Genomic DNA, 25,263 nt, shown 5'->3' with positions numbered 1-25,263 from the left:
GGTACAAAGTTTTGCTTTTGGGGAGTCGGTCGTCGATAGCAAATTAGGTGGCTCTTCTGGTTTCTGTGTGGAAACGAGGTCTATACTGATAGTCTCTTCGACAAAATAGTCCTAAAAGTGTTACCCGATAAGTATTTCACGATTCCATAAGCAAAAATTATCACACAAAGTCGAGAAGAGCCATTAGGTTACACTTCGTCTTGATCGGAAAGGCTGTCAATCGGCTTAATGATTTGTAATATAGGTTAGTCCAGTTGATTACCTATGCCAGTTGTGGGTTTAGTAGCTCAATTCAACCTCGATAAGTCTAATATTTAACTACACCTCCCGACTTATGTGTTTTTTTGTTACATTTAAGTATTTTTTTTGTTTATCTATGGTTATCATAGAGCGAGTTAAATTGTTCCCAAATGATTTCCCTAACTAACCGATCTTTGCTCCCAAACCCTTTGTCCTTGACATTACGTCAATAGGAGGAACCATCGGCTCTTGGTTTGCCTGTTTAAGTGTTGCTTTCAAGCTAGGTAAACAGTTGAGTAGTGGTAACTTTCGAGCAATAGTTGGGGTCGGTTATTGACTATATTTTGCCGTGAGCAAATTCTGAGAATTAATCAGAACTAAGTGCGCTTGTCTGTCTTCCGAACCCGTCGATGCTGCGGATTTGAGGTTCATTTATCCTTTGTCTGAGAGAGAGTAAAAAATATGCTGCACATTCATATTCTTCAGGATACGTTTTTCAAGTCTTCCACAGCTTTTTCTGAAACCCTCAATAGTGGGCAAAAATCCTTAATCAAAGCGGGAACTAAACTGCCAATTAAATCTTATTTTCGCCAAAATAATCATTATTCTGTCAAGTTAGCCGCAGAACAAGGTTCAGTGGGGAAAGCGGGATTTTTCTTTGATGATCATGTACAAGTAGAAGAAATACGGGGCGTTTGGCTCACCAATGTTGACAGTGATATTCTCAAGTCTAAAGATAACCTAAAAGCTGGGTTGGAAAAACTTAAAAATTTAGGATTTAATACTCTTTATCTAGTAGTTTGGAACAAAGGCTATGTGTTTTTTCAATCACAAATTGCTGATAATGTTTTCACTGCCGATAAGGAAAAACTCAAAAAAGTCAACCTTGAAAAAGAGTTAGTCGGTAGAGATCTACTAGCAGAAATCATTGAGATTAATCAGACAGAAAAGTATAACTTTCGGATTATTGCTTGGTTTGAATATGGTTTAATGGTTCCCCCAGCTGCTCCCTTAGTTGCCCAAAAACCAGATTGGTTTATGCTTACTCATCAACAGAAAAATACCGTTGATGGTGATGGAAATTGCCGCTTAAATCCCGCTCATCCTGAAGTTAAAGATTTTTGGGTTAGTCTTATTCGTGAAGTAGTTAAAAACTATGAAATTGATGGTATTCAATTAGATGATCACTTCGCTATTCATCACGCAAAATTCTTGCCTAATGGTACTAAAAATTTTGATTTTAGCATGGGGTTTGAATCCTTTACTATCAAACTTTTTCAAAAGGAAACTGGTTCAGTTAGTCCCTTAAGCAATCCCCAATTAGCGAAATTTAAAGATTGGCGTAAGGAGAAGTTAACTCAATTAGTGCGATTGATTTTTAAAACCATTAAAGCGGAAAAAGACGATTGTATTCTCTCCATTTCTCCCAATCCTTTAGGATTTTCTGTTGATCATGCTTTAGCTGATTGGGAAGCATGGGAAAAGGAAGGATTAATTGAAGAACTGGCATTGCAAACTTATCGTGGAGATGTCCAGAGTTTTGAGAGAGAAATCGATAAATCAGAGGTAAAAGCAGCGCGGGAACATATTCCCACCGTCATCGGTATTCTCACAGGTTTAAAACCCAGTGATAGACGAGTAAATTTCCAATTAATTCAAGCACAAACTCAGGAGACTCGTGAGCGAGATTTTGCTGGTTTTGCCTATTTTTTCTATAGCAGTTTATTAGACCATATTCCCACCACAGAAACCGTGGCTGACAGGGAGAAGAAATTGGCTCAAATTCTTGCTACCGATCAATTTGTTTAATTTATTCTTTGAGATTCAAAATTATCCATAAAAGGAGCTAAATTCATGACTCAATCTTCTCTTTCCTTGCATAGCATGGCTATAAAAACTGAAAAATTTTTGCTAAATAATCCCTTCTGGTTTTTGCTGTTTTTAGTCGGATTGGTGGCTTTTCTATTGCTTGCCAATATTGCCATTTTTCCCTCGTTAACTCTGCGGGGAGATATCGCCCTAGATAAGATTTTCATTGGCACAATTGCTATTGTTGCGGTGGTGGAACGCAGCGTAGAATTTTTATTGCTGCTTGGCGTAATCCCCAGAAAGAGGTTTTAGAACAAGAGATTAGTGTTTTGGAAAATATTGCCCCTCGAACGGAGGAACAAGAAGCACAATTAATCTCAAAACAAAAAGAGTTACTCCAGTACATAACTCTAACCAAAAAATATGCTCTCCTCTTAAGTCTTGTCTTTGGTTTTATGGCAAGTTTTACAGGCATTCGTATTCTAGAACCTTTGGTAAATATTATGACGACAACAAACCCTGAGCAAATCGCTACATTCTACAAATTAGATTTAGTTTTGTCAGCCTTAGGTATTGCCACGGGAACTAAGCTATTTCATGGTTTGCCCGCTTTAGTCTCTGATACCATTACTGCCACCAGAGGGCAAGTTAATAAATAGTTAACTGTTATCATTAAGTCACGAAACATCAATAAATTCTAGATTTTCTGGTTATAAAAACTGGGAAAATTCCTGTTGAATTAATTTCAAAAATACTTAATAAGAAATATTAAATATTTGCCAATTATGTCGAGGTTTATGAGAGTATAATAGCTGTACGAAAAATAGTCAAAATTTGACTATCCTCAAGAGGAAAATTAAATATGGAAATTTCGCAAATCTGTCTTGACTTAATTAAAAAATGGGAAGGATTTCGTGCCAATGCTTACTTAGATCCAGTGGGAATACCTACTATTGGTTATGGAACGATTCGTTATCCCAATGGGCAACCTGTGGAGTTAGGAGATATTGTCACCGAAGCAGAAGCGGAGGACTTATTAAAATTAGAAGCTGACGATTTTGCTGAGTTAGTTACCAAAAAAGTAACAGTAGGACTCAATCAGAATCAATTCGATGCTCTAGTTTCTTTTTGCTACAACGTGGGTGGTGGGGCGTTTCAAGGAAGTACTCTACTGAAAAAACTTAATAGTGGTGATTTTACTGGAGCGGCAGAACAATTTTTAGTTTGGAATAAAGCAACAAAAAACGGAGTGAAAATTGTTTTAGAAGGTTTAACTAATCGTCGCCGTGAGGAAAAGGCTTTATTTGAAAAATCTGGAAGTGAAGGAAAACCTTTAGACAAGCCTGAACCCTCCTTACAAGCTCAAGTTGATTGGTTAGAGGGCTATCGAGACAGAAATAATGATGATACGATTATTGTGGCTCGAAAAGGCTCTGATGTTATAGAAATTTTGACTGTAGAAAGCCCGGATAAAGAGGACTTAATTACCGTCATACGTCAATATCCTAATGCTAAAAATTTCCTCATTGCCCCCCAGGAAAAACAAGTACCTACGGGGGAAAGAATCTTAATTCAAAAAAGAGAATTTGCGACAATCACAAAAGTTGCTGCTCCTCCCTCATTGGATAATCAACTTTTAATAATTGGAATGGGAGCAGACGAAGATACTCCCGCCAGTTTAAAGCAAGATATTGAGGAATTGCAGGTACGTTTGCGAGATTTGGGCTACTATCAAGGGGAAATTGACGGCAACTTTGGTTCAGGAACGGATCAAGCTGTTAAAGCTTTCCAAGCCAAATTTTTTGGAGCTAATGAAGCAGATGGCAAAGTCGGCCCCCTGACTTGGAAAAAACTGTGGGAAGGAAATCCAGTTCCTGTAACTCCTCCTGTCGGCGTATCCAGTCCGGGTAAAAATTATCTTAAATTAACCAAAATCAACAAAAAAGATGAATTTGGTTGTTTCGTTTTAAAAATGGAATACTTTAAAGATGGACAACTGAAAGACAGTCTTAATGTGTGTTCTGGTACGCCATCGAGACAGATTTTTAAGACGGCTACCGCTAGTGTACCTAAATCATTTGAGCCGCTACCAGAAGGGTTATGGCGAATTGAGAATATTAAATGGGCAGGGGGTCCTGCACACAAAGATGATTACTCTGGAAAATTTGTATTTCCTGATCCTGGAGTTGGTCCAGTGTCAACGCCTTTAACTTATCAAAAGCCCAATTCAACCCGTAGAAGTGCTATTGAAATTCACATCGACTGGAATCGCCGCAAGAAGTCTCCTGGTACCGCAGGATGTGTGGGAATTTATACGATTGGCGATTATCAACGTTTTGTTCGTTGGCTTCGGGAAACTGACCCACGAGACTTTTTTGTGGATTGGGGTTTAGGAACTTGTCCCAAACCCTAGCCTATCTTTAACAAGGGGCAATTGAATTGTTTAATGATGGTTCAATTGTCTCTAGTAATTATTGGTATATTGAAAATTTTTCTAACCATAAATGTTACGCAAAATCACCGTTTTTACCTTATCTTTATTGCTAACAGGTAACTCAATTATTGGCACAGAATCTTGTCAAAAATTTTTTGTTACTGCCACCGATGGTTATGTGAATATCCGTTCCTATCCTCAAATACAAGGGAATAACGTTATTGCAACTTTACCTAGCGGCAGTTCTGTACAATTAAGTGAGGGTCATCAAAAATGGCTGAAAATTAAATTACCTCTTGCTGGTTGGTTAGCTGGTAGTCAAATTTCTCGAATTTCTTGTGATCAAGGTCGTGATTTACTTATATAATTGGGACTGCCGACTATAATTAAACTTGGAAACAAAGCAGCAAATGGCTATCAAAAAGATGCGGAAACTTTGGTTAAAATGTCTCCATATATAGATGGAATAGTAGAGGAAAATTATGCCACAGTTATTGTACAATGGGCTAATCAAAATCCGAAATTTTTAGTTGCCATTCTTGATCGTCAAAGTCCAACCATTCGCCGAGCAGTTTTATCTTCTCTCGATTTTGGATTAGGGACTAACACAAATGAGCGTAAAAACTTGGAAAAATTTATGCAAAATATTTCTCCAAAAAGTTTAACCTACGTTGATTGGTATAGGCGTAATCCTGTTTATCCTTAGTAGCAAATACAAGATCAATATTATTCTTTTAATTCATTAAGGAGGCTCTTCATTGAAACCTAGCGCAGTCATCAGAACATCAATTATAACTGTCATGGGAACTATTTTAGTTGCCTGTGGAGCTTCCCTTGAAGAATATCAGAAGTTTGCCAAATCTGGTCAGGAATACGCCACCGCTCTTGATAGCCTGTTAGTTATTTCTGGTGATTATTTTGTGGATGCCAGTTCGGAAAATTTGATTGCCAATGATTTACAGGATCAAGATAGAGACAGTAGTAACTATGCTGAGACTACCAAAGAAGATGATGAGTGGCTCACTTTAATTGCCGAAATGCGTCAACACAATCATCTATTAAAAGAATACTTTTTTGCCTTAGAAGATTTAGCCACTTCTACTGCTCCTCAAGAAGCGAGAAAAGCGACTGATAATATTTTTAAACAGTTAAATAGTATCAGTAACATTATTCAGGCTAACCCTAGAGTTGGTTCGATTCCTGTACCTTCGATTTCCGAGATTATCCTAAGTCAAAAAATCAAGGGTGAACTAAGAAAAGAACTAGAGGCAAGGAAGGAAGCAATTTATCGAGAAATTGCTATACAGGAAGCTTTACTGAAACTGCTTACCAGTCAGATTAAAACTGATTTAAAGGATATTCAAAACCTCAAAGATGAGCGCTCTGTTTTACCCGCATTTGCTGCTGAACAACCAATTGAAAAACCCGATGATTGGATAATTAGACGCAGACAAATTAGAACGATGACTCTCTCAGTTCAAGGTTTAGATGACGCAACTAAAGCAACAGAATCTTTTAAGGAGTCTTTTAAATTGCTCTTGGAAGATAGATTTACTATCGGACGTGCCAATGCTTTATTATCTGAGATCGAATCTCTCATCAACATATCGGAAGATTTAAAAAGATCAATCAACCAAAACAAGACTACCACAGGAGTAAAAGACAATGACCACAAATACTGATACACAAAAATTACTTGAGGCACTGCAAGAATTTCTCGATGAAATTAGTGCAATTCAAAATCAATTGACCATTCCTGGTATTCTGGGTAAGTTTCCTGATGATGACCAAAAAAGGCAATTTAAGCAGTTTCGTACAGAGTGGAAAAGACTTGTTAATAAAACTCGTATCAATATTGCTAGTGTTTTAGTTAGTGAACTAAAAGCTAATGAAATTGAACTACATGAAGGAATAGATGCTATCAATAAAGAAATAAAAAAACTTGATGATACGGTTGGTTTTCTAAACCTTTTGGGTAGAACAATCGAAATCCTTGGCAGAATTATTAAACTTTAGTTTATGTCACTGCTTTTTGTAATAGTTCGCCAATTCAAAAAAGATAGCAAAAACAGTTGTTATTTGATATAATTTTAGAAAGTCTTGGTACTCTAATTATGACACTCGAAAATTTTTTTAACCTAGAAGGAATTAGTTATTCAAATTAATCCTTTCTCAGATTATTTCTAGTCATTTTTTGTCCTTTTATCTTTTATTGCCTATAATTTTCTTAATCCTCACTTTTTCAGTTAATAAGGAGAAGACAATCATGCAACCTCTGAACTTTTCTATTATCCAAGAAATCAAACATCAAGGAATTTGTGATGCTTCTGCAGCCACTGCTTTAGGAGAAAATAAATTTGTTATTGGTAATGATGAGGCAGATGTAGAATTAGGTAATATTCTCTGGATTTATTCCTCTCAAGAGTCGGGAAAAGCGCTGGAAACCATTGACATTAATGGTTGGCTAAAAAACAATCCTAAAAATAGAGAAATCGACTTAGAAGGGGTAACTGTGCTAAATGACATAATCTATTGGATTACTTCCCACGGTCGCAATAAAAATGCTGAACAAAAACTCCCTCGTCATCAATTTTTTGCTAGTAAAATTACCGATGACGGCTCTAGTATAGTTCAAGTGGGTGAGTCTTATACTCAGTTAGTATTGCGCGATATTATCGAAGACTCTCAATTGGCTAAAATATTTGATTTCAAAACAGCAGAAACCAAAGCTCCCAAAGCTGAAGGAGGATTAAATATTGAAGGTTTAACGGCAACTCCAGACGGAAATATCTTAATCGGTTTTCGTAATCCTGTCCCCAACGGTAAAGCTCTTTTATTACCCCTAAAAAATCCCAAGAGTTTAGTTACTAATTCAACCACGGCTAAAGCTGAATTTGGTGATCCTATCCTGCTAGATTTGGGAGGATTAGGAATTCGTAGCCTTGAATTTTGGCCAGCTTTAGAAGTATATTTAATTATTGCCGGAGAATTTCATGGAGGCGATCAATTTGTTTTCTATACTTGGTCAGGAAAAAAAGAAGATGCACCGGAAAAGATAGAATCACTGCAATTCCCTGACGGGTTTCGTCCAGAAGCTTTGTTGTTTTATCCCCATTTCCCAGATCGCTTTCAGATTTTAAGCGATGATGGTACAATCGAGCGAGTTGGTAATACTCCCTGTAAAAATACCGATAAAAATAATCCCGAAAAATATTTCCGCAGTATTTGGGTAAAAGTTAATTAATACCAATTCTCACCCATAAAAACTACAGATCGAATTATCGAATTTAAGTTCCCCTTTTCCCCTTTTTCCCATTTTAAGGGAGACGAAGGCAGAGGGATCAAACTCCTGTAGCCGGATTTTGGGGAATTGCTATAATTAGCCATCCTTCTTAGTGGAACCTCAACAAAACCTAGAACAAAAATAGCTTTAAACCCATATAGGGATAAGCTTTAAGCTCAAAAAAACCGTTGATCACGTCTTCTCAATGGTTTTTTATCCTAGAAGCTCTATTAACCTTTTTCTCTGATCCAGAGGACTTCTGGGTTCGCAAAGGGACAAAAAAGTGTGGAGAATCCTCCCATAATCGCTACAATTTTTCTAGAGGCTAAGTATTGCCCTCATTTAAGTTCTTTTGTACTCATTAAAAACCATGAAAATTCTTCACGGTACTTGGATTCCCCAATCAACGGATGAATTTATTCAGAAGGGTAGCTTTTATCTTTGGGGAGAAACTAGCACCCCGAAAAAGAGTCGCACCACTGCCGATAATTATCATCCTTTTCAGTTAAGCAAAGAAGAATTAACTAGCTTTCTCACTGGAGAGTTAGGAATAGTTCAATCGAATTATAATCCTCTTAGTCGGCAATTTGTCCCCCGCTACTTTCTTTTACCTAGTCACGAGAATCAACCTTTACCCTCCTTAGAATTACTGCGTTATCTAGAAAAAGAACCCCCAGAAAATAGCCAATGGCAATCTTGGCAAATTGATTGTTATCCCCTTAATCCTGTACTTAAACTGCTCAATGATCTGCACTTTATCTGTCTTTACAACTCCTCAGAGATTCAGTTAGGTGCAGATCTACTTTTTTGGTATCACTACAGTCAAGCTTTTAAAGAAATAATTCTCAAAGATAACTATATTCCTGCCTTTAAATATCGAGAATTAACCACAAATAACAAGAAAACCGCTAACTTTGCCATCTACCCTCTTTGGGAAATTATATCAGCAACCTACGAAACCAATCTCGATCGCTATCTCGAATATCTTCCCCGCATTTGTCTTGCTGGTGCTGAAAATCCCCATGCTTCACCACAATTATACGACCCCAACACCCTACTCCGGCACTTCTCGGAATGTCTCCTCAATGAAATTGTCACTAATACGGCAATTCCTGCCAGTTTTGAGAAAAAAATTAGCGAGACAATTATAGGTGATTGCTTCTCTGTGACTAAGACTGCTGGATTTCTGCAAACCGCTGCCGCTTTAGAAAAATATCAACAGTGGCAAACTTGGAGACAGCAATTACTAGGAGACCAAAATATATCTAATTTTACCCTGGGTTTTAAACTAACCGAGGCCCCAGAAAATAATATTGAACAGTGGCAAATTACTTTTATCCTCATCTCTAAACAAGACCCCTCCCTGCGATTAGAATTAGAAGAATATTGGTATGCAGTACCCGAAACTAGGACAAGCATACGAGCGCATTTTGGTCAAGATTTAGACAAAAATATTTTACTAAGTTTGGGTTATGCTGCCCGTATTTATCCCCCCATTTGGCAAGGATTAGAAACGGATAAACCGACGGGATTTTATCTCAACCTTACAGAAGCTTTTACTTTCTTAAAAGAAACTGCTTGGATTTTAGAAGATGCGGGATATAAGGTAATTATTCCCGCTTGGTGGACTCCCGAAGGCCGTCAACGCGCTAAAGTTCGGCTAAAAACCACTTCTAAATCAGGCAAATCTACCCCCGTTAGTAAAGGGATTTTTAGCCTCGAAAACATCATTGAATATCAATATGAATTAGCCATCGGTGAAGAAACTATTAGTCAAGAGGAATGGCAACAATTAATTAACACCAAAACACCCTTAGTTAAATTTCGAGGCCAATGGGTAGAATTAGAACAAAATAAAATGCAGCAAATGCTAGATTTTTGGCAGAAATATCAGCAGGAAAATCCTGAAATGAATCTGATTGAATTAATGAAAAAAGCTGCCGAATACCCAGAGGAAATTATTGTTGAAACCGATGATTTTTTAAGTTCTATGCTAGAGAAATTACAAAATCCTAGTCAACTAGAACCGATCGAAAATCCTCCCCAATTACAAGGAACGCTGCGGGAGTACCAAAAGCGCGGAGTTGCCTGGATTCAATACCTGGAACAATTGGGTTTAAATGGTTGTCTTGCTGACGATATGGGACTGGGGAAAACCCTACAAGTAATTGCTAGATTGATTGGGGAAAGAGAGGGAGATAATAATGTTTTACCAACTCTGCTAGTTGCACCCACTTCCGTGGTCGGAAATTGGGCAAAAGAAATTGAAAAATTTGCCCCCCATCTTCAGGTTTTAATTCACCATGGTAGTAAGCGCTATCAAGATGAGAACGAATTTCAGACAGTAGCTAGTCAAAAGGATATCGTCATTACTTCTTTTACCTTAGTTCGCAAGGATTTGAAATTATTTAACTCGCAATCCTGGCAACGTTTAGTAATTGATGAAGCACAAAATATCAAAAATCCTAAAGCGGCACAAACTAAAGCAATCTTGAGTTTATCTGCACAACATCGTCTCGCATTAACGGGAACTCCAGTAGAAAATAGACTGCTTGATTTATGGTCAATTTTTAACTTCCTTAACCCTGGTTATTTAGGTAAAGAAACTCAATTTCGTAAAGCTTTTGAAGTGCCAATCCAAAAACAAAATGATCGTCTCCAGTCCACGGTTCTCAAAAAATTAGTGGAACCTTTTATTCTGCGTCGGGTAAAAACCGATAAGCAGATAATTAAAGATTTGCCTGACAAAGTGGAAAACAAACAGTATTGTAATTTAACTAAAGAACAAGCTTCTCTCTACGAAGTTGTTATCAAAGAAGTGGAAAAACAATTAGAAGAAGCGGAGGGAATAAAACGCAAAGGATTAATTTTATCTACCCTGATGCGCTTGAAACAAATTTGTAATCATCCCCGTCAATTTTTACAGGATAACAGTGCTTTTACCCCTGAGCGATCGCATAAGTTAGAGCGTTTGGGAGAAATGCTAGAAGAAGTAATTTTAGAGGGAGATAGTCTGCTAATTTTCACTCAATTTACTGAAATCGGTGACTCCTTACAAAAGTACCTCAAACAAACTTTTCGCTATAATACTTATTATCTTCACGGGGGGACTTCTCAACCAAAACGAGAACAAATGATCGAAGAATTTCAACATCCTGAAACAGAACCTTCCGTATTTATTTTATCCCTAAAAGCTGGGGGAGTGGGGATTACTTTAACCAAAGCAAATCATGTTTTTCATTTCGATCGTTGGTGGAATCCTGCGGTGGAAAATCAAGCAACCGATCGCGCTTTTAGAATTGGTCAACAAAAAAATGTTTTCGTGCATAAATTTGTCACATTGGGAACCTTAGAGGAAAGAATTGATGAAATGATCGAGGAAAAGAAAAAGGTAGCTAATGCTATTGTTAGTAATGATGAATCCTGGTTAACGGAATTAGATAACGAAAGTTTTCGTCAGTTAATCGCATTGAATAAACAGACAATTATTTAATCGAGGTAAACCTATGAATAAATTTAGTAAAACTTGGTGGGGACAACGCTTTATAGAAGCATTAGAGGAATTTACCGACTCAGCGCGTTTGAGTCGAGGACGTTCCTACGCTAAAAATGATAAAGTCAAGAATTACGAAATTGACGGTAATTTAATTACTGCTCAGGTGCGAGGTTCCATTAATCCCTACTTTGGGGTTTACAAAGAACCTTTGTATAAGGTGAGTATCGAGATTAAACCAATTACTAAAGCAGAGTGGTCACAAGCTTTATACAATCTTGGTTCAAGAGCGAGTATGATCTCTAAACTGCTGCTGAAAGAAGTTCCCGATAATATTGATGAAGCATTTAGCGATCTGAATCTGCACTTATTACCCCACAGTCAAAAGGATTTTATCACCAATTGTTCCTGTCCCGATTGGGAAAATCCCTGTAAACATATTGCTGGAGTTTATTACCTCGTTGCTTCCCAATTAGATCAGGATCCTTTCCTCTTATTTGAATTACGCGGTATCTCTCGTCAAAAATTACTGCAAGAGTTAGCAAAAACTCCTCTCGGTAAGTTGCTTTCCTCCTCCATCCAAGAGGAAAAAATTCCTCTTAACCCCGGGACTTCCTATCACACTAAACCCGAAACTATACCAGCAGCACAAACAATTGATCTCAAAGAATTTTGGCACTCTCATCACCGTTTACCAGAAAATCCTCAGTTAGTTAAATCCGCAACTATTCCCGCAATTGTCATTAAAAAAGCTGGTGATTATCCTGCATTTTGGGATAAGGATACCTCCTTTATCGAGGTAATGGAAGAAATGTATCAACGGGTACGCAATAAAAATGCAGGGATACTTTAAAAAAATATAAGTTTTCCTTTTGGGGAGTCAGGAGTCAGTCCCGATGTCAAATTAGGTTACACTTTATCTGGATCAGAAACGCTGTAGCTAAATTGCTGACTTTTTGACTTAGGTATCTATCCATAGGAGGGTAGATTAGAATAAACAGGTTAACAACTGACAGTAATTGAAAATCTACCCCTAACCTGCTAGTATTGTTATGAGACTGGACATAAGAGAGATACAATGGAATCCTTAATTATTGAAAATTTTCTGATTATTAAGTATGCGGAAATAGAGATAAAAAAAATTAATGTTATCATCGGTGAACAGTCCACTGGTAAAAGTATTATTGCTAAATTAGTTTTTTTATTTCAGACATTTTTGTTTTATCAAGTTAAATTATTAGTCACTCATCTTCAAGATCAGCAAGGACTCAAAAGGCACCTACAGAAGCGATTTGAGGAATTATTTCCTAAATACGCATGGAAAGAGCAAGTATTTAAAATAGTTTATCGTTTGGATGACATGAACTTTTTGATTGAAAGATATAAGGACAAATCTGGCTATTTTAAACTACAATTTACCTATTCAGATAATTTTAAAAAGTTTTACAATACAACAATTAGACAAGTGAGTAAAATTGCCAAAAGCAATAACAAAGTCACTCAAGATATTTATTCAGATATGAATGATTGTGTGGCCAAAAATATTGCTGATTTTTTTCAAGGCAATGAAAAAATTTTTTCTACAAAGATTTTATTTGTACCAGCTAGTCGCACTCTTTTTGTTAAATACTTTACCAATAATATTTTTGCCTTTTTGGCCAATAATTTTGATCTTGATCCTCTGATTATCAACTTTGGCTCTAATTATGAAAATGCTCAACGCCTATACAGAATAATTAATGAATCAGAAAGTTTATTCCAAGATAAAAAAGATGATAAAAAACTTTATAATCAAATTAAATTAATTAGCGAAAAGATTCTATCAGGCAGCTATGCGCGCGTGAAAGATCAAGATTGGCTTTTTCATGCCGATGGGAGAAAGATTAACTTAATTGATGCTTCAAGCGGACAGCAAGAAGCTTTACCAATGTTATTAATTCTCTTAGTTTTCTCGTTTTTTCCTGATTCCGAATCCAACCAATTTTTTATTGAGGAACCCGAAACCCATCTTTTTCCCTCCGCTCAAAGAGATATGGTAGAACTATTTACCTTACTTTATGCTAATAAAAATTGTCGTTTCTTTCTCACTACCCATAGTCCCTACATTCTCACAGCTTTGAATAATAAAATCATGGCGGCTAACGTTGAGCCTGTCAAAGCGGAAAAATCTTTAGGTTATAAAAATACTATTCAATTTCAAGATGTGTCAGCTTACACAATTAGCAACGGACAAACTCAAAGTATCTTAGATACAGAGGTGAACTTGATTGGTATCAATAACCTCGATGCTGTCTCCGATGAACTTAGTCAAGAGTTTGAAGAAATTTTAGAAAGAAAGGCTCAACAATAATGGATATTAGTCACTGTTCTGAATGCAATAATAATAAAATAGTCAAAGTTAAGGAAAATGGGAAAGAATTCATCGTCAACAATAATAGTCAGAAATTAGTTACTAAGATAAAAATAGATAATTGTTTAATCATCGAGGGAAAAAAATGCGACTGGCTTTTAGAAATTGATGATCCCTGTAGCTTGGCTCTTTATATTGAACTCAAGGGTAAAAATATTGAACAAGCTTATGATCAATTATTGTCAACTCTAAATCATTTTTACTTACAAGAAAGACATAAAAAATCTAAAAAAGAATGCTATATTGTCGCTTCTAGAGTACCAAAAGCTGGAACCAATGTTCAGGTTTATCAAGCAAGATTAAAGCAATCTCATCCCGAAGTTAGTTTAAAAGTCAAGTCGATGAAAGCTGAAATCACTATTTAGGTTTTTCCCTCAGAAAAAAGCTGAACTAATTATTCCTGTCCCGATTGACAAAATCCCTGTAAATATATTGCTGGAGTTTATTACTTCTTCGTTGCTTCCCAATTAAATATGGAAGAAATGTATCAACGAGTACGCAATAAAAACGCTGGTATGTTATAATTAGGTAGGTGTTTAAAATTGTCTAATACCCCCCTTAGTTAAAAGTAAATTAAGGGTAGATTAAAGGGGGATTAAGGGGGGATCAGAAGTTTGAAAAATCCTTCTATTTTTTAAGACAAGCAGAATCTATGAACCAAGAATCTCTCAGCTTTGTCCATGGGAATGTCAAGTCAGCCGATCGCTTTTTAGTTTGTGGATTGGGTAGTCTCGGACAACACTGCGTCAAGTCTTTAAAAGAGTTTGGGGTTAGCGTCGTCGGTATCGAACTAATACAGCCTCCCAGTTGGGAAATTAATGATTTTCCCGATTTATTAGAGGAAATAATTATCGGTGATTGTCGTCAAAAAAACATTTTAGCAAGAGCGGGAATTGATCGCTGTCGGGCTGCTTTAATTGTCACCAGTGATGAGCGAATTAATGCCACTACTGCCCTAATTATTCGGCAATTAAATCCCCTTACCCGCTTAGTGGTGCGTTCTTCTAAAGATAATCTCAATCAGCTACTCAAGGAACGTTTAGGCAATTTTATCGCCTATGAACCCACCCAACTACCCGCCAATGCCTTTGCTTTAGCCACATTAGGCACGGAAACCCTCGGTTTTTTGCATCTCGACGGTCAGAAATTGCGGATTATCCAGAGACAAATTAGCCCCGAAGATGGTTTACTCGATCGCTTTTTAGGTGATTTAAATACTCCCACCCGTCGTCTGTTAGCACACACAGCCCCCGATGAACCTTTAAGGGCCGGATTTTATCAATGGTCTCCCACCACCACTATCGGGGCAGGTGATACCATTACCACCATCGAAACTACCTATCAAAACATCGATGCTGTCCGCCAGAAACCGTCAAATTCTCCCCAGAAGTTGCGGGATTTTTGGCAGAAATTGCTCAAAGAAATCCAACAATTCTGGCAATTGAGTTTTCAGCAGCAAATTCACCAGGTGGCTTTCCTGTCAGTATTTATCATTATCCTCCTAGTAATTATCGGGACTTTTCTTTTCCATCTCTACGCCCCGAGAGCTTCCTTTATTTCCTCTCTTTCAGGAACAGCGATCCTTTTATTAGGTGGTTACGGCGATGTTTTCGGTGGCTCTAACCCCGAAGATTTAAATGCGGTTCCCTGGTGGATGCAGCTATTTAGTCTCTTTTTAACCTTAGCTGGAACCGCTTTTATCGGGGTTCTCTATGCCATTTTGACAGAAACTTTATTATCATCAAGATTTCAATTTATCCCTAACCGTCCCCCAGTTCCCCAACAGAATCATATCGTTATTGTGGGCTTAGGTCGAGTCGGCAAAGAAGTGGCTAATTTATTACTAGAAATGCAACAGGCAATCGTTGGGGTCAGCTTAAATAGGGATTTTGATGCAACTATCCTGCCAAAAATGCCCCTGATGACGGGAAATATCGAAGAATCTTTAAAAAATGTCAATTTAGATAGGGCCAAAAGTATAGCCATCGTTACCGATGACGAAATCCTCAATTTAGAAGTGGCCCTAACCACCCGCAAACTCAACCCCCAAAGCTACTTAGTCATCCGCACCACCGACGACAACCTTAGTCAACAATTAAGTCAAATTCTGCCCCGATCTCACATTTTAGGAACCAACACCGTAGCGGCAGAAGCCTTTACGGGAGCGGCTTTCGGAGAAAATATTATCTATCTGTTCCGTTGGGCGCAAAAAACGATTCTGGTGACAGAATACGAGATCGAAGCCGGAGATACTCTCAATGGTAGCTCGATCGGGGATATTGCCTACGGTTATCGAGTCGTGCCGATCCTACACCAACGAGAACGGCAAGCCCCGAAATTAATGCCCGAAGATTATCTCAATTTACGCATCGGCGATCGCATTGTGGTGCTGGCCACCATCAACGGACTGCGACGGGTGGAGCAGGGTCGTCGCACTCCCAAAACTTGGCGCGTGCGGGTGGAAAAAGCCTTTAACCGCAATATTGCCGCGGAAGCACCCACCGTGATCAGTCGTTTTTCTAATTGTCCCCTGAAAACCGCCAGCGATCTCATGGAAAATTTGCCAGCGACTCTCGGCGCCCCCCTCTACGAACAGCAGGCGATTCGATTAGTTTCCGAGTTAAAAAAAATTCAAGTTCAAGCCTTGGCTATTCCCATTAACCCGAAATCGGGGTAAATGGGAGTTATCCTTTTTTGTCAAACTAGAAGGCTCTCTCGGTCTTTTTTTATGCAGTTAAAGTGACCGTAGCCTTGGCAGTTTGTCCGGAATCAGAAGTAGCAGTAATAGTAATTGTATCCCCAGCATTTCCTTGTGGGGGTGCAGTGTAGGTAAATTTGGCATCAGTGGTATTTTTATCAATTTTACCGCTTTCTGGCGGTGAGATTGTGATGGTGTAGTTACCAACGGGATTAATGCTAAATTCCTGGATTCCATTTAATGCTAAAGCTGCGCTAGACGGAGCGATCAAAATCGTTGGAGGTAGTCCCTGTCCAGTGGAACTAGCCTCTACAGTTACTTTTTTCTCTACTTGATTAATTAAATCGGGAATAAGACGTTCGCTAAATCCAGCCACAAAAGCCATTGTCAAAAGTCCATATAAATAGGTGTCATTCCCCTTATTTCCATTGTCAGTCCGAATTTGTAAGGGAGAAATGCTAGAGTTAAGAATTAGCAGAATAAAGAAAGCGAAACTTCCCCCTAAAATGGGTTTGGTTAAACCAATTGACAATGGCAAGAAGTCATCGTCATATTTTTGATTTTTGGGATTATCAAAGTCTTGCAAACGAGTTAGAAGACTAACTGCTCCCCCTAAAGTCCCTGTCATCAATATCAATATCAAGAGTCTAAAATTTTCATCTTTGTCCTCAGTATTTTGGTTACTAGAATTTGAGATTGGAGGTAAGGGCATAAGCAAATTCTTCACTGGAGGGGAGTTCATAATACCCCAATTCAAAGGGAGAGCTAACACTAATCCAATTAAAACTTTTGTAGGTATTTTGATAGAATGGAAAAGATTACCTCTGAATTCGGCTAGACCATTCCAAAAACCCATCTGGGTTTTTCTTAATCCTGTTTCGGCAGCATAGCGTAATTTTTGTGCCAAAATAATATTAGGTTGACCTGTTAAAGATTTAATCGCAATTTCTCCAGCATCTACCACCGACTTTACTTGCATGATATCCCAAGCTTTGGAACTGTTGATGAGTTCCACCTGCGCTATCCCTAGTATTATAATTAATTTGGCTAATTCTCCCTGTACTTCCCGGTCTAATTCTGGAGGGAATCCCGCTACTTGTTCTTTAGTTTTTCCCAGCAAAATATCAATTCTTTGATTTAGTTTAATCACCTCATCTCTAGCTTTAATTTCATTGATTAAATCGTCTAAAGTTTGAAATAAAACACTTGCTTCTTGTAGTTGTGCAGAATTATCTTTAAATTCCTTGACTAACTTTTCAAAGGGTTCATCTACTTCAGGAATTGAACTATATTTGTCTAATTTATCCTTCAGTTCAGCAATCAAAGACTCATTTTTCTGTTGTAATTCCACAGTCGTGGAAAATTTAACCAAAGTATCTTTAACTTTTGTTTGCCAAGCAGTTAGCTTTTCCTTAAGTTTTGGCAAGTTTGGAACGTTAGCATTAGCATCGAATAGAGTCGTAATTGTTGCAACTAAACTATCAGTTTCTTGGCTTAAAGTATCAAGAGGAGTTTCTGAACTTTTACCCGTAGATAAAAGGTTGATTGTCTCCACAAGCTGATCTATATGAGCTATTATTTGTTTTTCTAATTCTTCTCTGCTAGGTAAAGGGTCTGAAAAAGTTAATTCACCTAGTTTTTGAATAAGTTCATCTCTTAAATTATTAGTCTCTTGAGTGATTGTTTTGGCTTCTGTTTGGTAACTAGCAAGGGTAGCTGATTTATCCTGACTAAATTTATTTTGGGTTTCTAGAATAAATTGATTAATTTTTTGTTCGATAGCAGGATTTGGATTAATCATGGTTGTCTTCTCCTAAAAAAAAGGCGAAAATGGGCTAAAATTCGATTATCTCCCCGATGCTACAATAGTTATCATTGATTTTCTGCAATTATTCATAAATCTTGATAAATTTTTATTTTTTTAACTCAATTCAGTCTGCCGTGGGGAGATAACACCCTGATCTCCTCAATAACCGCACACCGGGATTAGCACTCAAGCCCTAAGAGTGCTAAATTAACTATAAGGAGTCCTATCACAACAGCGATACCATGTCCAAAATCATTGCCTTTAAAGATGAATCCCGTCGCGCCCTAGAAAGAGGTGTCAACGCCTTGGCCGATGCGGTAAAAATCACCCTCGGTCCGAAAGGACGCAATGTCTTGTTAGAAAAGAAATACGGCGCCCCCCAGATCGTTAATGACGGCATCACCGTGGCCAAAGAAATCGAATTGTCCGATCCCCTCGAAAACACCGGGGCGAGATTAATTCAGGAAGTAGCGGCAAAAACCAAAGATTTAGCGGGAGATGGCACCACTACCGCCACCATCATCGCCCAGGCTTTAATTAAAGAAGGTCTGAAAAACGTTACCGCCGGGGCCAATCCCGTCGCCTTAAGACGCGGACTGGACAAAACCATCGCCTATCTGGTGGAAGAAATCGCCGCCGTCGCTAAACCGATCGCTGGAGATGCGATCGCTCAAGTGGCCACCGTTTCCTCCGGCAACGACGAAGAAGTGGGAAAAATGATCGCCGCCGCCATGGAAAAAGTCACCACCGATGGCGTAATCACCGTGGAAGAATCGAAATCCTTAACCACCGAATTAGAAGTAGTGGAAGGGATGCAGATCGATCGCGGTTATATCTCTCCCTATTTCATCACCGATCAGGAAAGACAGATCGTCGAGTACGACAACCCCCTGATCCTGATTACCGATAAAAAAATCAGTGCGATCGCTGAATTAGTCCCCGTCCTCGAAGCCGTTGCTCGTCAAGGTCGTCCCCTATTAATTATCGCCGAAGATGTGGACGGCGAAGCCTTAGCCACTCTAGTGGTCAACAAGGCCCGGGGGGTCTTAAATGTCGTCGCCATCAAGGCCCCCAGTTTCGGGGAACGTCGCAAGGCGGTTTTACAAGATATCGCCATCCTCACCGGCGGTCGTCTGATTTCCGAAGAAGTGGGCTTAAGTCTTGACACCGTTAGCCTCGATCTGCTAGGGCAAGCGGCAAAAATCACCCTAGAGAAAGACAATACAATTATTGTCGCCTCCGGGGACAGCCGCAATAAGGCCGATGTGCAGAAACGTCTCGCCCAACTGAAAAAACAGTTAGAAGAAACCGATTCCGAATTCGATAAGGAAAAATTACAGGAACGCATCGCTAAATTAGCCGGCGGTGTGGCCGTGATTAAAGTCGGGGCGGCCACAGAAACCGAACTCAAGGATCGCAAACTCCGCATCGAAGATGCCCTCAATGCCACCAAAGCCGCCGTGGAAGAAGGTATCGTCCCGGGCGGTGGTACAACCTTGATTCATCTGGCTTCTAAGGTGAAGGCTTTCAAAGCTTCTCTGACTAACGATGAGGAAAAAGTCGCCGCCGATATCGTCGCCAAAGCCCTAGAAGCACCCCTGCGTCAGTTAGCTAATAACGCCGGCGTGGAAGGGGATGTGATCGTGGAAGGTGTGCGCGATACCGCTTTTAGCGTCGGTTACAATGTCCTCACCGGCAAGTACGAAGACTTAATCGCCGCCGGAATTATCGATCCGGCTAAAGTGGTACGGTCAGCCGTTCAAAACGCCGCTTCTATCGCCGGTATGGTCTTAACTACGGAAGCCCTCGTGGTCGAAAAACCCGTTAAAGAAGCCGCAGCCCCCGATATGGGCGGCATGGGTGGCATGGGCGGCATGGGCGGCATGGGCGGCATGGGTGGCATGGGTGGCATGGGCATGATGTAATTCCTGATGCCCTCTGGCCCCTGAAAATAATCTCATTCCATTGAGCCAATCTGTCCCTTTTCTCGTTATCGTCGGCATTAGGGACAGGTTTTTTTTCATCGGGAAAAACTTTTTCAGCAGAACCTGCTTAATCTATCCTTTGCATTAGTCCAGACACTACACTAGAAAAGAAGGATTATTCCCAGAAATCATGACACTGCTGACGGTTCGATCGCTCAAAAAAGACTTCGGTATCAAGGAAATTCTCAAAGATGCCAGTTTTAGCCTCGATGATCGCGATAAAGTCGGCCTGATCGGTACGAATGGATCGGGAAAATCGACCCTATTGAAAATGATCGCCGGATTAGAATCGATCGATGGTGGCGAAATTCAAATCAATTCGGGGATGAAAATCGTCTATTTACCCCAGCAACCGGAGCTAGACGACGATAAAACGGTTTTAGAGCAGGTTTTCGCCGATAGTGGCGAAAGTATGACTTTAATCAAGGAATACGAGGAATTGTCCGATCGCCTTGTCCATGAGCCAGAAAATCTGGATACTATTATGGAGCGTTTGTCAAGGGTTTCGCAACAAATTGATAAACTTGCCGCCTGGGATTTAGAAACCAATGCTAAAGTTATTTTAAGTAAACTGGGTATCGATAATTTTAATGCTCGCGTGGGAGATTTATCGGGGGGATATCGCAAAAGAATCGCCATCGCTACCGCACTTTTAGCCGATCCTGACTGTTTATTGATGGATGAACCCACCAATCATTTAGACGCGCTTTCCGTGGAGTGGTTACAGAGTTATTTGTCCCGTTTTCGGGGAGGATTATTATTAATTACTCATGATCGCTATTTTCTCGATCGAGTGACTAATCGCATCATTGAAATCGATCGGGGAGATTTATCTACTTATGCCGGTAATTATGCCTATTATCTAGAAAAAAAAGCTTTAGCGGAAGAATCGATCGCCAGTAGTCAACGCAAACACGCGGGAGTTTTACGACGGGAATTAGAATGGTTATCCCGGGGACCAAAAGCGCGCAGTACCAAACAAAAAGCGCGGATTGATCGCATTCAGGCAATGGGTAATAAGGAATTTAAACAGGTGGAGGGAAAAGTCGATATTGCCACCGCAGGAAGACGCATCGGCAAAAAAGTTATCGAAGTAGAAAAGATATCGAAAGCTTACGGCGATCATACTTTAATTAAAGATTTTACCTATATTTTTACCCCCGAAGATCGCATCGGTATTATTGGCAGTAACGGGGTAGGAAAATCTACTCTCATGGATATTATTACCGGGAAAACTCTCCCCGATTCAGGCACGGTTGACATCGGTTCCACTATTCATATTGGTTACTTCGATCAACAATCCGATGATCTCAATATCAACGAAAATCAAAGAGTAATCGAATATCTGAAAAGTGTGGCCGAATTAGTCAAAACCCTAGACGGCAGCGTCATCACCGCTTCCCAGATGTTAGAAAAATTTCTCTTTCCTCCCGATCAACAGTATGCACCAATTTATAAACTTTCTGGAGGAGAAAGAAGACGCTTATTTTTACTACGAGTTTTGATGAGTGCACCTAATGTTTTAATCTTAGATGAACCCACCAATGATCTCGATGTGCAGACTTTAGCAATTTTAGAAGAATATTTAGAGGACTTTAACGGTTGTGTGATTGTCGTTTCCCATGATCGCTATTTTCTCGATCGAGTAGTTGATACTATTTTTGCCTTTGAAACCGGGGGTAATATCCGTCAATATCCGGGTAATTATTCCCTTTATCTCGATCAGAAAAAAGAGGAGGAGGAACCCAAAGAAAAAAAAGTCACCCCAAAAACTGTTAAAGCTTCTCCGTCACCTGTCAATAAAAAAATCTCTTTTAAAGAGAAAAAAGAATACGAAGATATCGAAAAACAAATACCAATTTTAGAATCAAAAAAAGCCGAAATTGAACAGGTACTTTATGGAGAACCCCTAGAAGATTTTACCAAAATAACCGCTCTAACCGAAGAATTAGCTCAATTGAGTCAAAAAATTGATAATTTAACCGATCGCTGGTTAGAATTAGCGGAAAAATTAGGCTAGGATGATACCTATTTTCCCGATCGATTTAGTCAAAACTGAGTGATAATTTCCGGTGAATCATCCTCATCCATGACCAGATCTACCGACTCCACCCGCAAGAGTGCCAAATTATCGTTAACCACCCCTTGAAGATAGATTTCCCCCATCCCTTCACCCCCCAGATCGATCGAGCCAAAAACTTGACCGGTTTTTGTATTAAAATTAAACTGAAAATAATTAGCTGAGGAAATTCCCTCGCTGACATTATCGTATTTAGCGATCTCTTGACCACTGTTATCATAAAAAGATACCTGAAAATCTTCTAAGACTCGCATTTTTCCCGAACCTTTTTCCGAAAAGATAGTCGGGGCCGTTTTTTCATCATAACTAAAAGAACCTTTAGCTGTATAACCCTGATTTCCCAACCATTGAAAATCGATCGTCACCGCTAAAACCCCTTGGCTATTCATGTTAGCAACTAAAAGCAAAGCTAATAGTAAAGTCAATATCCTCTTTTTCATGGTCAATCCGAATATCATTAGTCGGTTATTTCAGTTATCAGTGATCAATGACTACAACCAGTCTTCGGGGGAATTTTTATAAGGGACTCTGTCTATCCCTATAAACCTTAAGAAAACTTCAATTACATGGGTACAAGAAAAGGAAACCCAAATGCTCTTTTGTGGGGGGGGTAACTTCCGTTTGCTGATATTACCTGATTTTAAGACAAAAATCGTCAAAAACCGCCATAACGTTCCTCCAACCAGGGATCACCTCGTCGATGGTAGCCATTAAGTTCCCAGAAACCCAATTGCTCTCGATCGAGAAATTCTAGGCCATTAATCCATTTAGAACTTTTCCAAGCGTAGAGATGGGGGACAACTAAGCGCAGCGGACCACCGTGGTCGGGGGTTAAAGGTTGACCAAACAGTTGAAAAGCGAAAAAATTATCCTCGTGCAGGAATTCCTCTAGGGTCAGGTTAGTGGTATAACCACCATAACAGTGTTGCATGACGTGGGTAGCTTCCGGCAACAGGTCAATTAAGGTGATAAAATCCGATACCTTAATTCCCGTCCAAGTCACATCTAATTTTGACCAACGGGTGACACAGTGAAAATCCTTAGTAAATTCCCACTGCGGTAGGGCCATAAAATCCGACCAGTTAAAAATTTTAGTCGTGGCCACCTTTCCCCAAACCTTGAATAACCATTCCTCGGTCTTGATTTGGGGAGTATCTCCGTAGGTAAGCACAGGAAAACCACTAGCGAGATATTGGCCCGGAGGAACTCGGTCTTGATCGGTAGATTCTGGTTTTTTAAAGAATTTGCCTAACATTAGTTGAGACTCACAACGAAAACCCTAAACAAATCTTAAAATATTAGGGAGCGAAAAGGTTTTCTCTACCTCACTCCCCACCATCAAGTTATTCCTCGTCTCCCCCTTCTTCTTCCTCTTTAGTGGGATAGACAAAGCTGTTAGAACGACCAGAAAGAACAGATTTACCCAAAGATAAGGCTTTTTGCGCTTCCCGAGCCGCTTGCTTTCTCCAGTGCGCTCTCCGTTGGTCGCGCTTGGCATTTGAGGTTTTCTTCTTGGGACAAGCCATAGTATTTTAACGATAGTTATAGACTCACAACCTTTCTATTCTACTCCCTATTTCCCTAATCGGCTCGCCAACTTGTCTGATTCCCTTGCTCACTACTGCCCAAAATATTGATAAAACTTAATAATTATCATTGGCCTACCTATTTATGTTTAAAATCCTATATAGCTATGTAGTCAAGTAATTTCCATCATGGTCACTACCGTCGAACCTCCCTCCCAGAAAAAAGCTGTTCTGCGCGAAACTATCCTCACCCCGCGTTTCTATACCACCGATTTTGAGGCTGCCGCTAATTTTGACCTTTCTTTGCAAGAAACCGAAATCAAAGCGATGTTAGAGGAGATGCGGACCGATTACAACCGGCATCACTTTGAACGTCAGCAAGAATTTGAGAACTATCAAGATAATCTCGATGAAAAAACGAGAAATGCTTTTATAGATTACCTAGAACGCTCCTGTATCTCCGAATTTTCTGGCTTTTTGTTATTTAAGGAACTGTCACGACAACTAAAAAGCCGTAATCCCTTGTTAGGGGATATATTTCATCTTATGGCTAGAGATGAGGCGCGTCATGCAGGATTTCTCAATAAAGCCATGGCTGACTTTAATATTTCCCTCGATCTAGCCAAAATTACTAAAACCCGCACCTACACCTTTTTCCCCCTTGAATGGGTTTTATATACGGTCTATCTCTCCGAAAAAATCGGTTATTGGCGTTATATCCTCATTTATCGTCATTTAGAAGAACATCCAGAGTATAAATTTAATCCTCTTTTTAATTACTTCGAGAGTTGGTGTCAGGACGAAAATCGCCACGGAGATATCTTTAAAACCTTACTGCGAGCTAAACCACAATTGTGGAATAATTGGCGATCGAGATTATGGAGTCGTTTTTTCCTGCTTTCCGTCTTTGCTACCCATAGTTTAACTGTACGCGAACGCTCAGACTTTTATGATGCTTTGGGAATGGATGCGATCGCTTTTGATCAAGAGGTAATTCGCCAGACTAATAATACCTCCGCTCGCGCTTTTCCCACCATTTTAAATGTGGACCATCCCCAATTTTTCCCACGTTTAAACCGTTGTGCTGAACGTAATTTACAATTAAAAGCGATCGATGAAAGTAGCGCTCCTCAATGGCTAAAAACAATGCGTAAGTTACCCTTACAGCTAGGTATCGTCGGAGATCTGTTGCGACTGTATCTAATTAAACCCATAGATGCAGAGGCCACCAGAGAAATGGTACTTTAATTAGTTATCAGTTATCAGTTATCAGTTCACAGCAAAAAACTCCCCAATTTCCAATTCATAATTCATAATTCCCACACCCTACACCCCACACCCCACACCCACGAAAAACTGGTGGTGATTCGGTAGTAGTGATGGCGGCTTAATCCTTTGCTTTGCTGTGCATTGTAGTCATGGATAAAATACCAAAGGGTTCCCCAAGGTGATTCTCCATTTTTTTAGAGAAAGATAGACTCTCTCTCACCAGCCGAGA

Annotated in this window: 21 protein-coding genes; 17 read left to right on the top strand and 4 right to left on the bottom strand. The window is 39.4% G+C overall.

All coding sequences use genetic code 11. From position 1 onward, the window contains the following. Positions 1–702: 702 nt before the first annotated feature. The 14 genes from IM507_RS03000 (at position 703) to IM507_RS02935 (ending at position 16,346) form a co-directional block, all read left to right on the top strand. Positions 703–2,049 (top strand): glycoside hydrolase family 10-like protein, encoded by a 1,347-nt coding sequence (locus IM507_RS03000; RefSeq protein WP_002736163.1) that lies wholly within the window; start codon positions 703–705, stop codon positions 2,047–2,049. A 45-nt stretch (positions 2,050–2,094) separates the two neighbouring features. Beyond that, positions 2,095–2,361, top strand: coding sequence for a hypothetical protein (locus IM507_RS02995; protein ID WP_287636535.1), 267 nt, complete (start codon positions 2,095–2,097; stop codon positions 2,359–2,361). A 17-nt stretch (positions 2,362–2,378) separates the two neighbouring features. Further along, positions 2,379–2,708 carry a hypothetical protein gene (locus IM507_RS02990; protein WP_287636533.1) on the top strand — a complete coding sequence of 110 codons (330 nt, stop codon included), beginning with the start codon at positions 2,379–2,381 and terminating at the stop codon, positions 2,706–2,708. A 203-nt stretch (positions 2,709–2,911) separates the two neighbouring features. Beyond that, positions 2,912–4,462, top strand: coding sequence for a glycoside hydrolase family protein (locus IM507_RS02985; protein WP_002736279.1), 1,551 nt, complete (start codon positions 2,912–2,914; stop codon positions 4,460–4,462). A gap of 91 nt (positions 4,463–4,553) precedes the next feature. Next, on the top strand, positions 4,554–4,850 hold the full coding sequence (locus IM507_RS02980; RefSeq protein WP_069473869.1) for an SH3 domain-containing protein: 297 nt from the start codon (positions 4,554–4,556) through the stop codon (positions 4,848–4,850). Next, on the top strand, positions 4,851–5,189 hold the full coding sequence (locus tag IM507_RS02975; protein WP_002738181.1) for a hypothetical protein: 339 nt from the start codon (positions 4,851–4,853) through the stop codon (positions 5,187–5,189). A 94-nt stretch (positions 5,190–5,283) separates the two neighbouring features. Next, on the top strand, positions 5,284–6,165 hold the full coding sequence (locus tag IM507_RS02970; protein ID WP_002737178.1) for a hypothetical protein: 882 nt from the start codon (positions 5,284–5,286) through the stop codon (positions 6,163–6,165). Then, complete coding sequence (locus IM507_RS02965) at positions 6,149–6,499, top strand: hypothetical protein (RefSeq protein ID WP_002736715.1); 351 nt, start codon at positions 6,149–6,151, stop codon at positions 6,497–6,499. Before IM507_RS02970 ends, IM507_RS02965 begins: the two co-directional genes overlap by 17 nt. Before the next feature lie 250 nt (positions 6,500–6,749). Then, positions 6,750–7,727: a DUF3616 domain-containing protein gene (locus IM507_RS02960; protein ID WP_002737462.1), complete on the top strand. Its 978-nt coding sequence runs from the start codon at positions 6,750–6,752 to the stop codon at positions 7,725–7,727. Between the two features lie 409 nt (positions 7,728–8,136). Beyond that, positions 8,137–11,259: a DEAD/DEAH box helicase gene (locus IM507_RS02955; protein WP_002735148.1), complete on the top strand. Its 3,123-nt coding sequence runs from the start codon at positions 8,137–8,139 to the stop codon at positions 11,257–11,259. 13 nt (positions 11,260–11,272) lie between these two features. Further along, entirely contained in the window at positions 11,273–12,112 is an 840-nt protein-coding gene (locus IM507_RS02950) for an SWIM zinc finger family protein (protein WP_287636527.1), read from the top strand. Between the two features lie 225 nt (positions 12,113–12,337). After that, complete coding sequence (locus IM507_RS02945) at positions 12,338–13,609, top strand: AAA family ATPase (RefSeq protein WP_103111932.1); 1,272 nt, start codon at positions 12,338–12,340, stop codon at positions 13,607–13,609. After that, positions 13,609–14,034 (top strand): hypothetical protein, encoded by a 426-nt coding sequence (locus IM507_RS02940; protein ID WP_002737875.1) that lies wholly within the window; start codon positions 13,609–13,611, stop codon positions 14,032–14,034. The genes IM507_RS02945 and IM507_RS02940 overlap by 1 nt, the downstream gene beginning before the upstream one ends. A gap of 287 nt (positions 14,035–14,321) precedes the next feature. Beyond that, on the top strand, positions 14,322–16,346 hold the full coding sequence (locus IM507_RS02935) for a potassium channel family protein (RefSeq protein ID WP_287636522.1): 2,025 nt from the start codon (positions 14,322–14,324) through the stop codon (positions 16,344–16,346). 49 nt (positions 16,347–16,395) lie between these two features. Here IM507_RS02935 and IM507_RS02930 read toward each other — a convergent pair whose 3' ends face one another. Then, positions 16,396–18,168 (bottom strand): hypothetical protein, encoded by a 1,773-nt coding sequence (locus IM507_RS02930; protein WP_002737748.1) that lies wholly within the window; start codon positions 18,166–18,168, stop codon positions 16,396–16,398. Between the two features lie 248 nt (positions 18,169–18,416). Here IM507_RS02930 and groL point away from each other — a divergent pair, with 248 nt between their 5' ends. After that, positions 18,417–20,099 (top strand): chaperonin GroEL, encoded by a 1,683-nt coding sequence (groL, locus tag IM507_RS02925; RefSeq protein WP_002797729.1) that lies wholly within the window; start codon positions 18,417–18,419, stop codon positions 20,097–20,099. A 190-nt stretch (positions 20,100–20,289) separates the two neighbouring features. Beyond that, positions 20,290–22,179 carry an ABC-F family ATP-binding cassette domain-containing protein gene (locus IM507_RS02920; protein ID WP_287636518.1) on the top strand — a complete coding sequence of 630 codons (1,890 nt, stop codon included), beginning with the start codon at positions 20,290–20,292 and terminating at the stop codon, positions 22,177–22,179. Between the two features lie 29 nt (positions 22,180–22,208). Here the strand turns inward: IM507_RS02920 and IM507_RS02915 are convergent, their stop codons facing one another. The 3 genes from IM507_RS02915 to rpmF form a co-directional block, all read right to left on the bottom strand. Further along, on the bottom strand, positions 22,209–22,679 hold the full coding sequence (locus IM507_RS02915; RefSeq protein WP_287636517.1) for a hypothetical protein: 471 nt from the start codon (positions 22,677–22,679) through the stop codon (positions 22,209–22,211). A 215-nt stretch (positions 22,680–22,894) separates the two neighbouring features. After that, positions 22,895–23,494 (bottom strand): sulfite oxidase-like oxidoreductase, encoded by a 600-nt coding sequence (locus IM507_RS02910; RefSeq protein ID WP_123229989.1) that lies wholly within the window; start codon positions 23,492–23,494, stop codon positions 22,895–22,897. Positions 23,495–23,582: 88 nt separating this feature from the next. Beyond that, the gene (gene rpmF / locus IM507_RS02905) at positions 23,583–23,765 is read right to left on the bottom strand and encodes a 50S ribosomal protein L32 (protein WP_002737202.1); all 183 of its coding nucleotides are present in this window, start codon (positions 23,763–23,765) and stop codon (positions 23,583–23,585) included. A gap of 189 nt (positions 23,766–23,954) precedes the next feature. On the opposite strand from rpmF, the gene acsF reads away from it, so the two are divergent. Continuing rightward, positions 23,955–25,013: a magnesium-protoporphyrin IX monomethyl ester (oxidative) cyclase gene (gene acsF, locus IM507_RS02900; protein WP_123229990.1), complete on the top strand. Its 1,059-nt coding sequence runs from the start codon at positions 23,955–23,957 to the stop codon at positions 25,011–25,013. Positions 25,014–25,263: the final 250 nt, after the last annotated feature.

The sequence above is a fragment of the Microcystis sp. M20BS1 genome, assembly GCF_020245305.1.
Lineage (GTDB): Bacteria > Cyanobacteriota > Cyanobacteriia > Cyanobacteriales > Microcystaceae > Microcystis > Microcystis ichthyoblabe_A.
This window is presented reverse-complemented; position numbering and strand designations above follow the sequence as displayed.

What these genes read in the sequence shown, in the direction of transcription:
- IM507_RS03000 (WP_002736163.1), top strand. Translation starts at nt 703, where the DNA reads ATGCTGCACATTCATATTCTTCAGGATACGTTTTTCAAGTCTTCCACA.
- IM507_RS02995 (WP_287636535.1), top strand. Translation starts at nt 2,095, where the DNA reads ATGACTCAATCTTCTCTTTCCTTGCATAGCATGGCTATAAAAACTGAA.
- IM507_RS02985 (WP_002736279.1), top strand. Translation starts at nt 2,912, where the DNA reads ATGGAAATTTCGCAAATCTGTCTTGACTTAATTAAAAAATGGGAAGGA.
- IM507_RS02980 (WP_069473869.1), top strand. Translation starts at nt 4,554, where the DNA reads ATGTTACGCAAAATCACCGTTTTTACCTTATCTTTATTGCTAACAGGT.
- IM507_RS02970 (WP_002737178.1), top strand. Translation starts at nt 5,284, where the DNA reads ATGGGAACTATTTTAGTTGCCTGTGGAGCTTCCCTTGAAGAATATCAG.
- IM507_RS02965 (WP_002736715.1), top strand. Translation starts at nt 6,149, where the DNA reads ATGACCACAAATACTGATACACAAAAATTACTTGAGGCACTGCAAGAA.
- IM507_RS02960 (WP_002737462.1), top strand. Translation starts at nt 6,750, where the DNA reads ATGCAACCTCTGAACTTTTCTATTATCCAAGAAATCAAACATCAAGGA.
- IM507_RS02955 (WP_002735148.1), top strand. Translation starts at nt 8,137, where the DNA reads ATGAAAATTCTTCACGGTACTTGGATTCCCCAATCAACGGATGAATTT.
- IM507_RS02950 (WP_287636527.1), top strand. Translation starts at nt 11,273, where the DNA reads ATGAATAAATTTAGTAAAACTTGGTGGGGACAACGCTTTATAGAAGCA.
- IM507_RS02945 (WP_103111932.1), top strand. Translation starts at nt 12,338, where the DNA reads ATGGAATCCTTAATTATTGAAAATTTTCTGATTATTAAGTATGCGGAA.
- IM507_RS02940 (WP_002737875.1), top strand. Translation starts at nt 13,609, where the DNA reads ATGGATATTAGTCACTGTTCTGAATGCAATAATAATAAAATAGTCAAA.
- IM507_RS02935 (WP_287636522.1), top strand. Translation starts at nt 14,322, where the DNA reads ATGAACCAAGAATCTCTCAGCTTTGTCCATGGGAATGTCAAGTCAGCC.
- IM507_RS02930 (WP_002737748.1), bottom strand. Translation starts at nt 18,168, where the DNA reads ATGATTAATCCAAATCCTGCTATCGAACAAAAAATTAATCAATTTATT.
- groL (WP_002797729.1), top strand. Translation starts at nt 18,417, where the DNA reads ATGTCCAAAATCATTGCCTTTAAAGATGAATCCCGTCGCGCCCTAGAA.
- IM507_RS02920 (WP_287636518.1), top strand. Translation starts at nt 20,290, where the DNA reads ATGACACTGCTGACGGTTCGATCGCTCAAAAAAGACTTCGGTATCAAG.
- IM507_RS02915 (WP_287636517.1), bottom strand. Translation starts at nt 22,679, where the DNA reads ATGAAAAAGAGGATATTGACTTTACTATTAGCTTTGCTTTTAGTTGCT.
- IM507_RS02910 (WP_123229989.1), bottom strand. Translation starts at nt 23,494, where the DNA reads ATGTTAGGCAAATTCTTTAAAAAACCAGAATCTACCGATCAAGACCGA.
- rpmF (WP_002737202.1), bottom strand. Translation starts at nt 23,765, where the DNA reads ATGGCTTGTCCCAAGAAGAAAACCTCAAATGCCAAGCGCGACCAACGG.
- acsF (WP_123229990.1), top strand. Translation starts at nt 23,955, where the DNA reads ATGGTCACTACCGTCGAACCTCCCTCCCAGAAAAAAGCTGTTCTGCGC.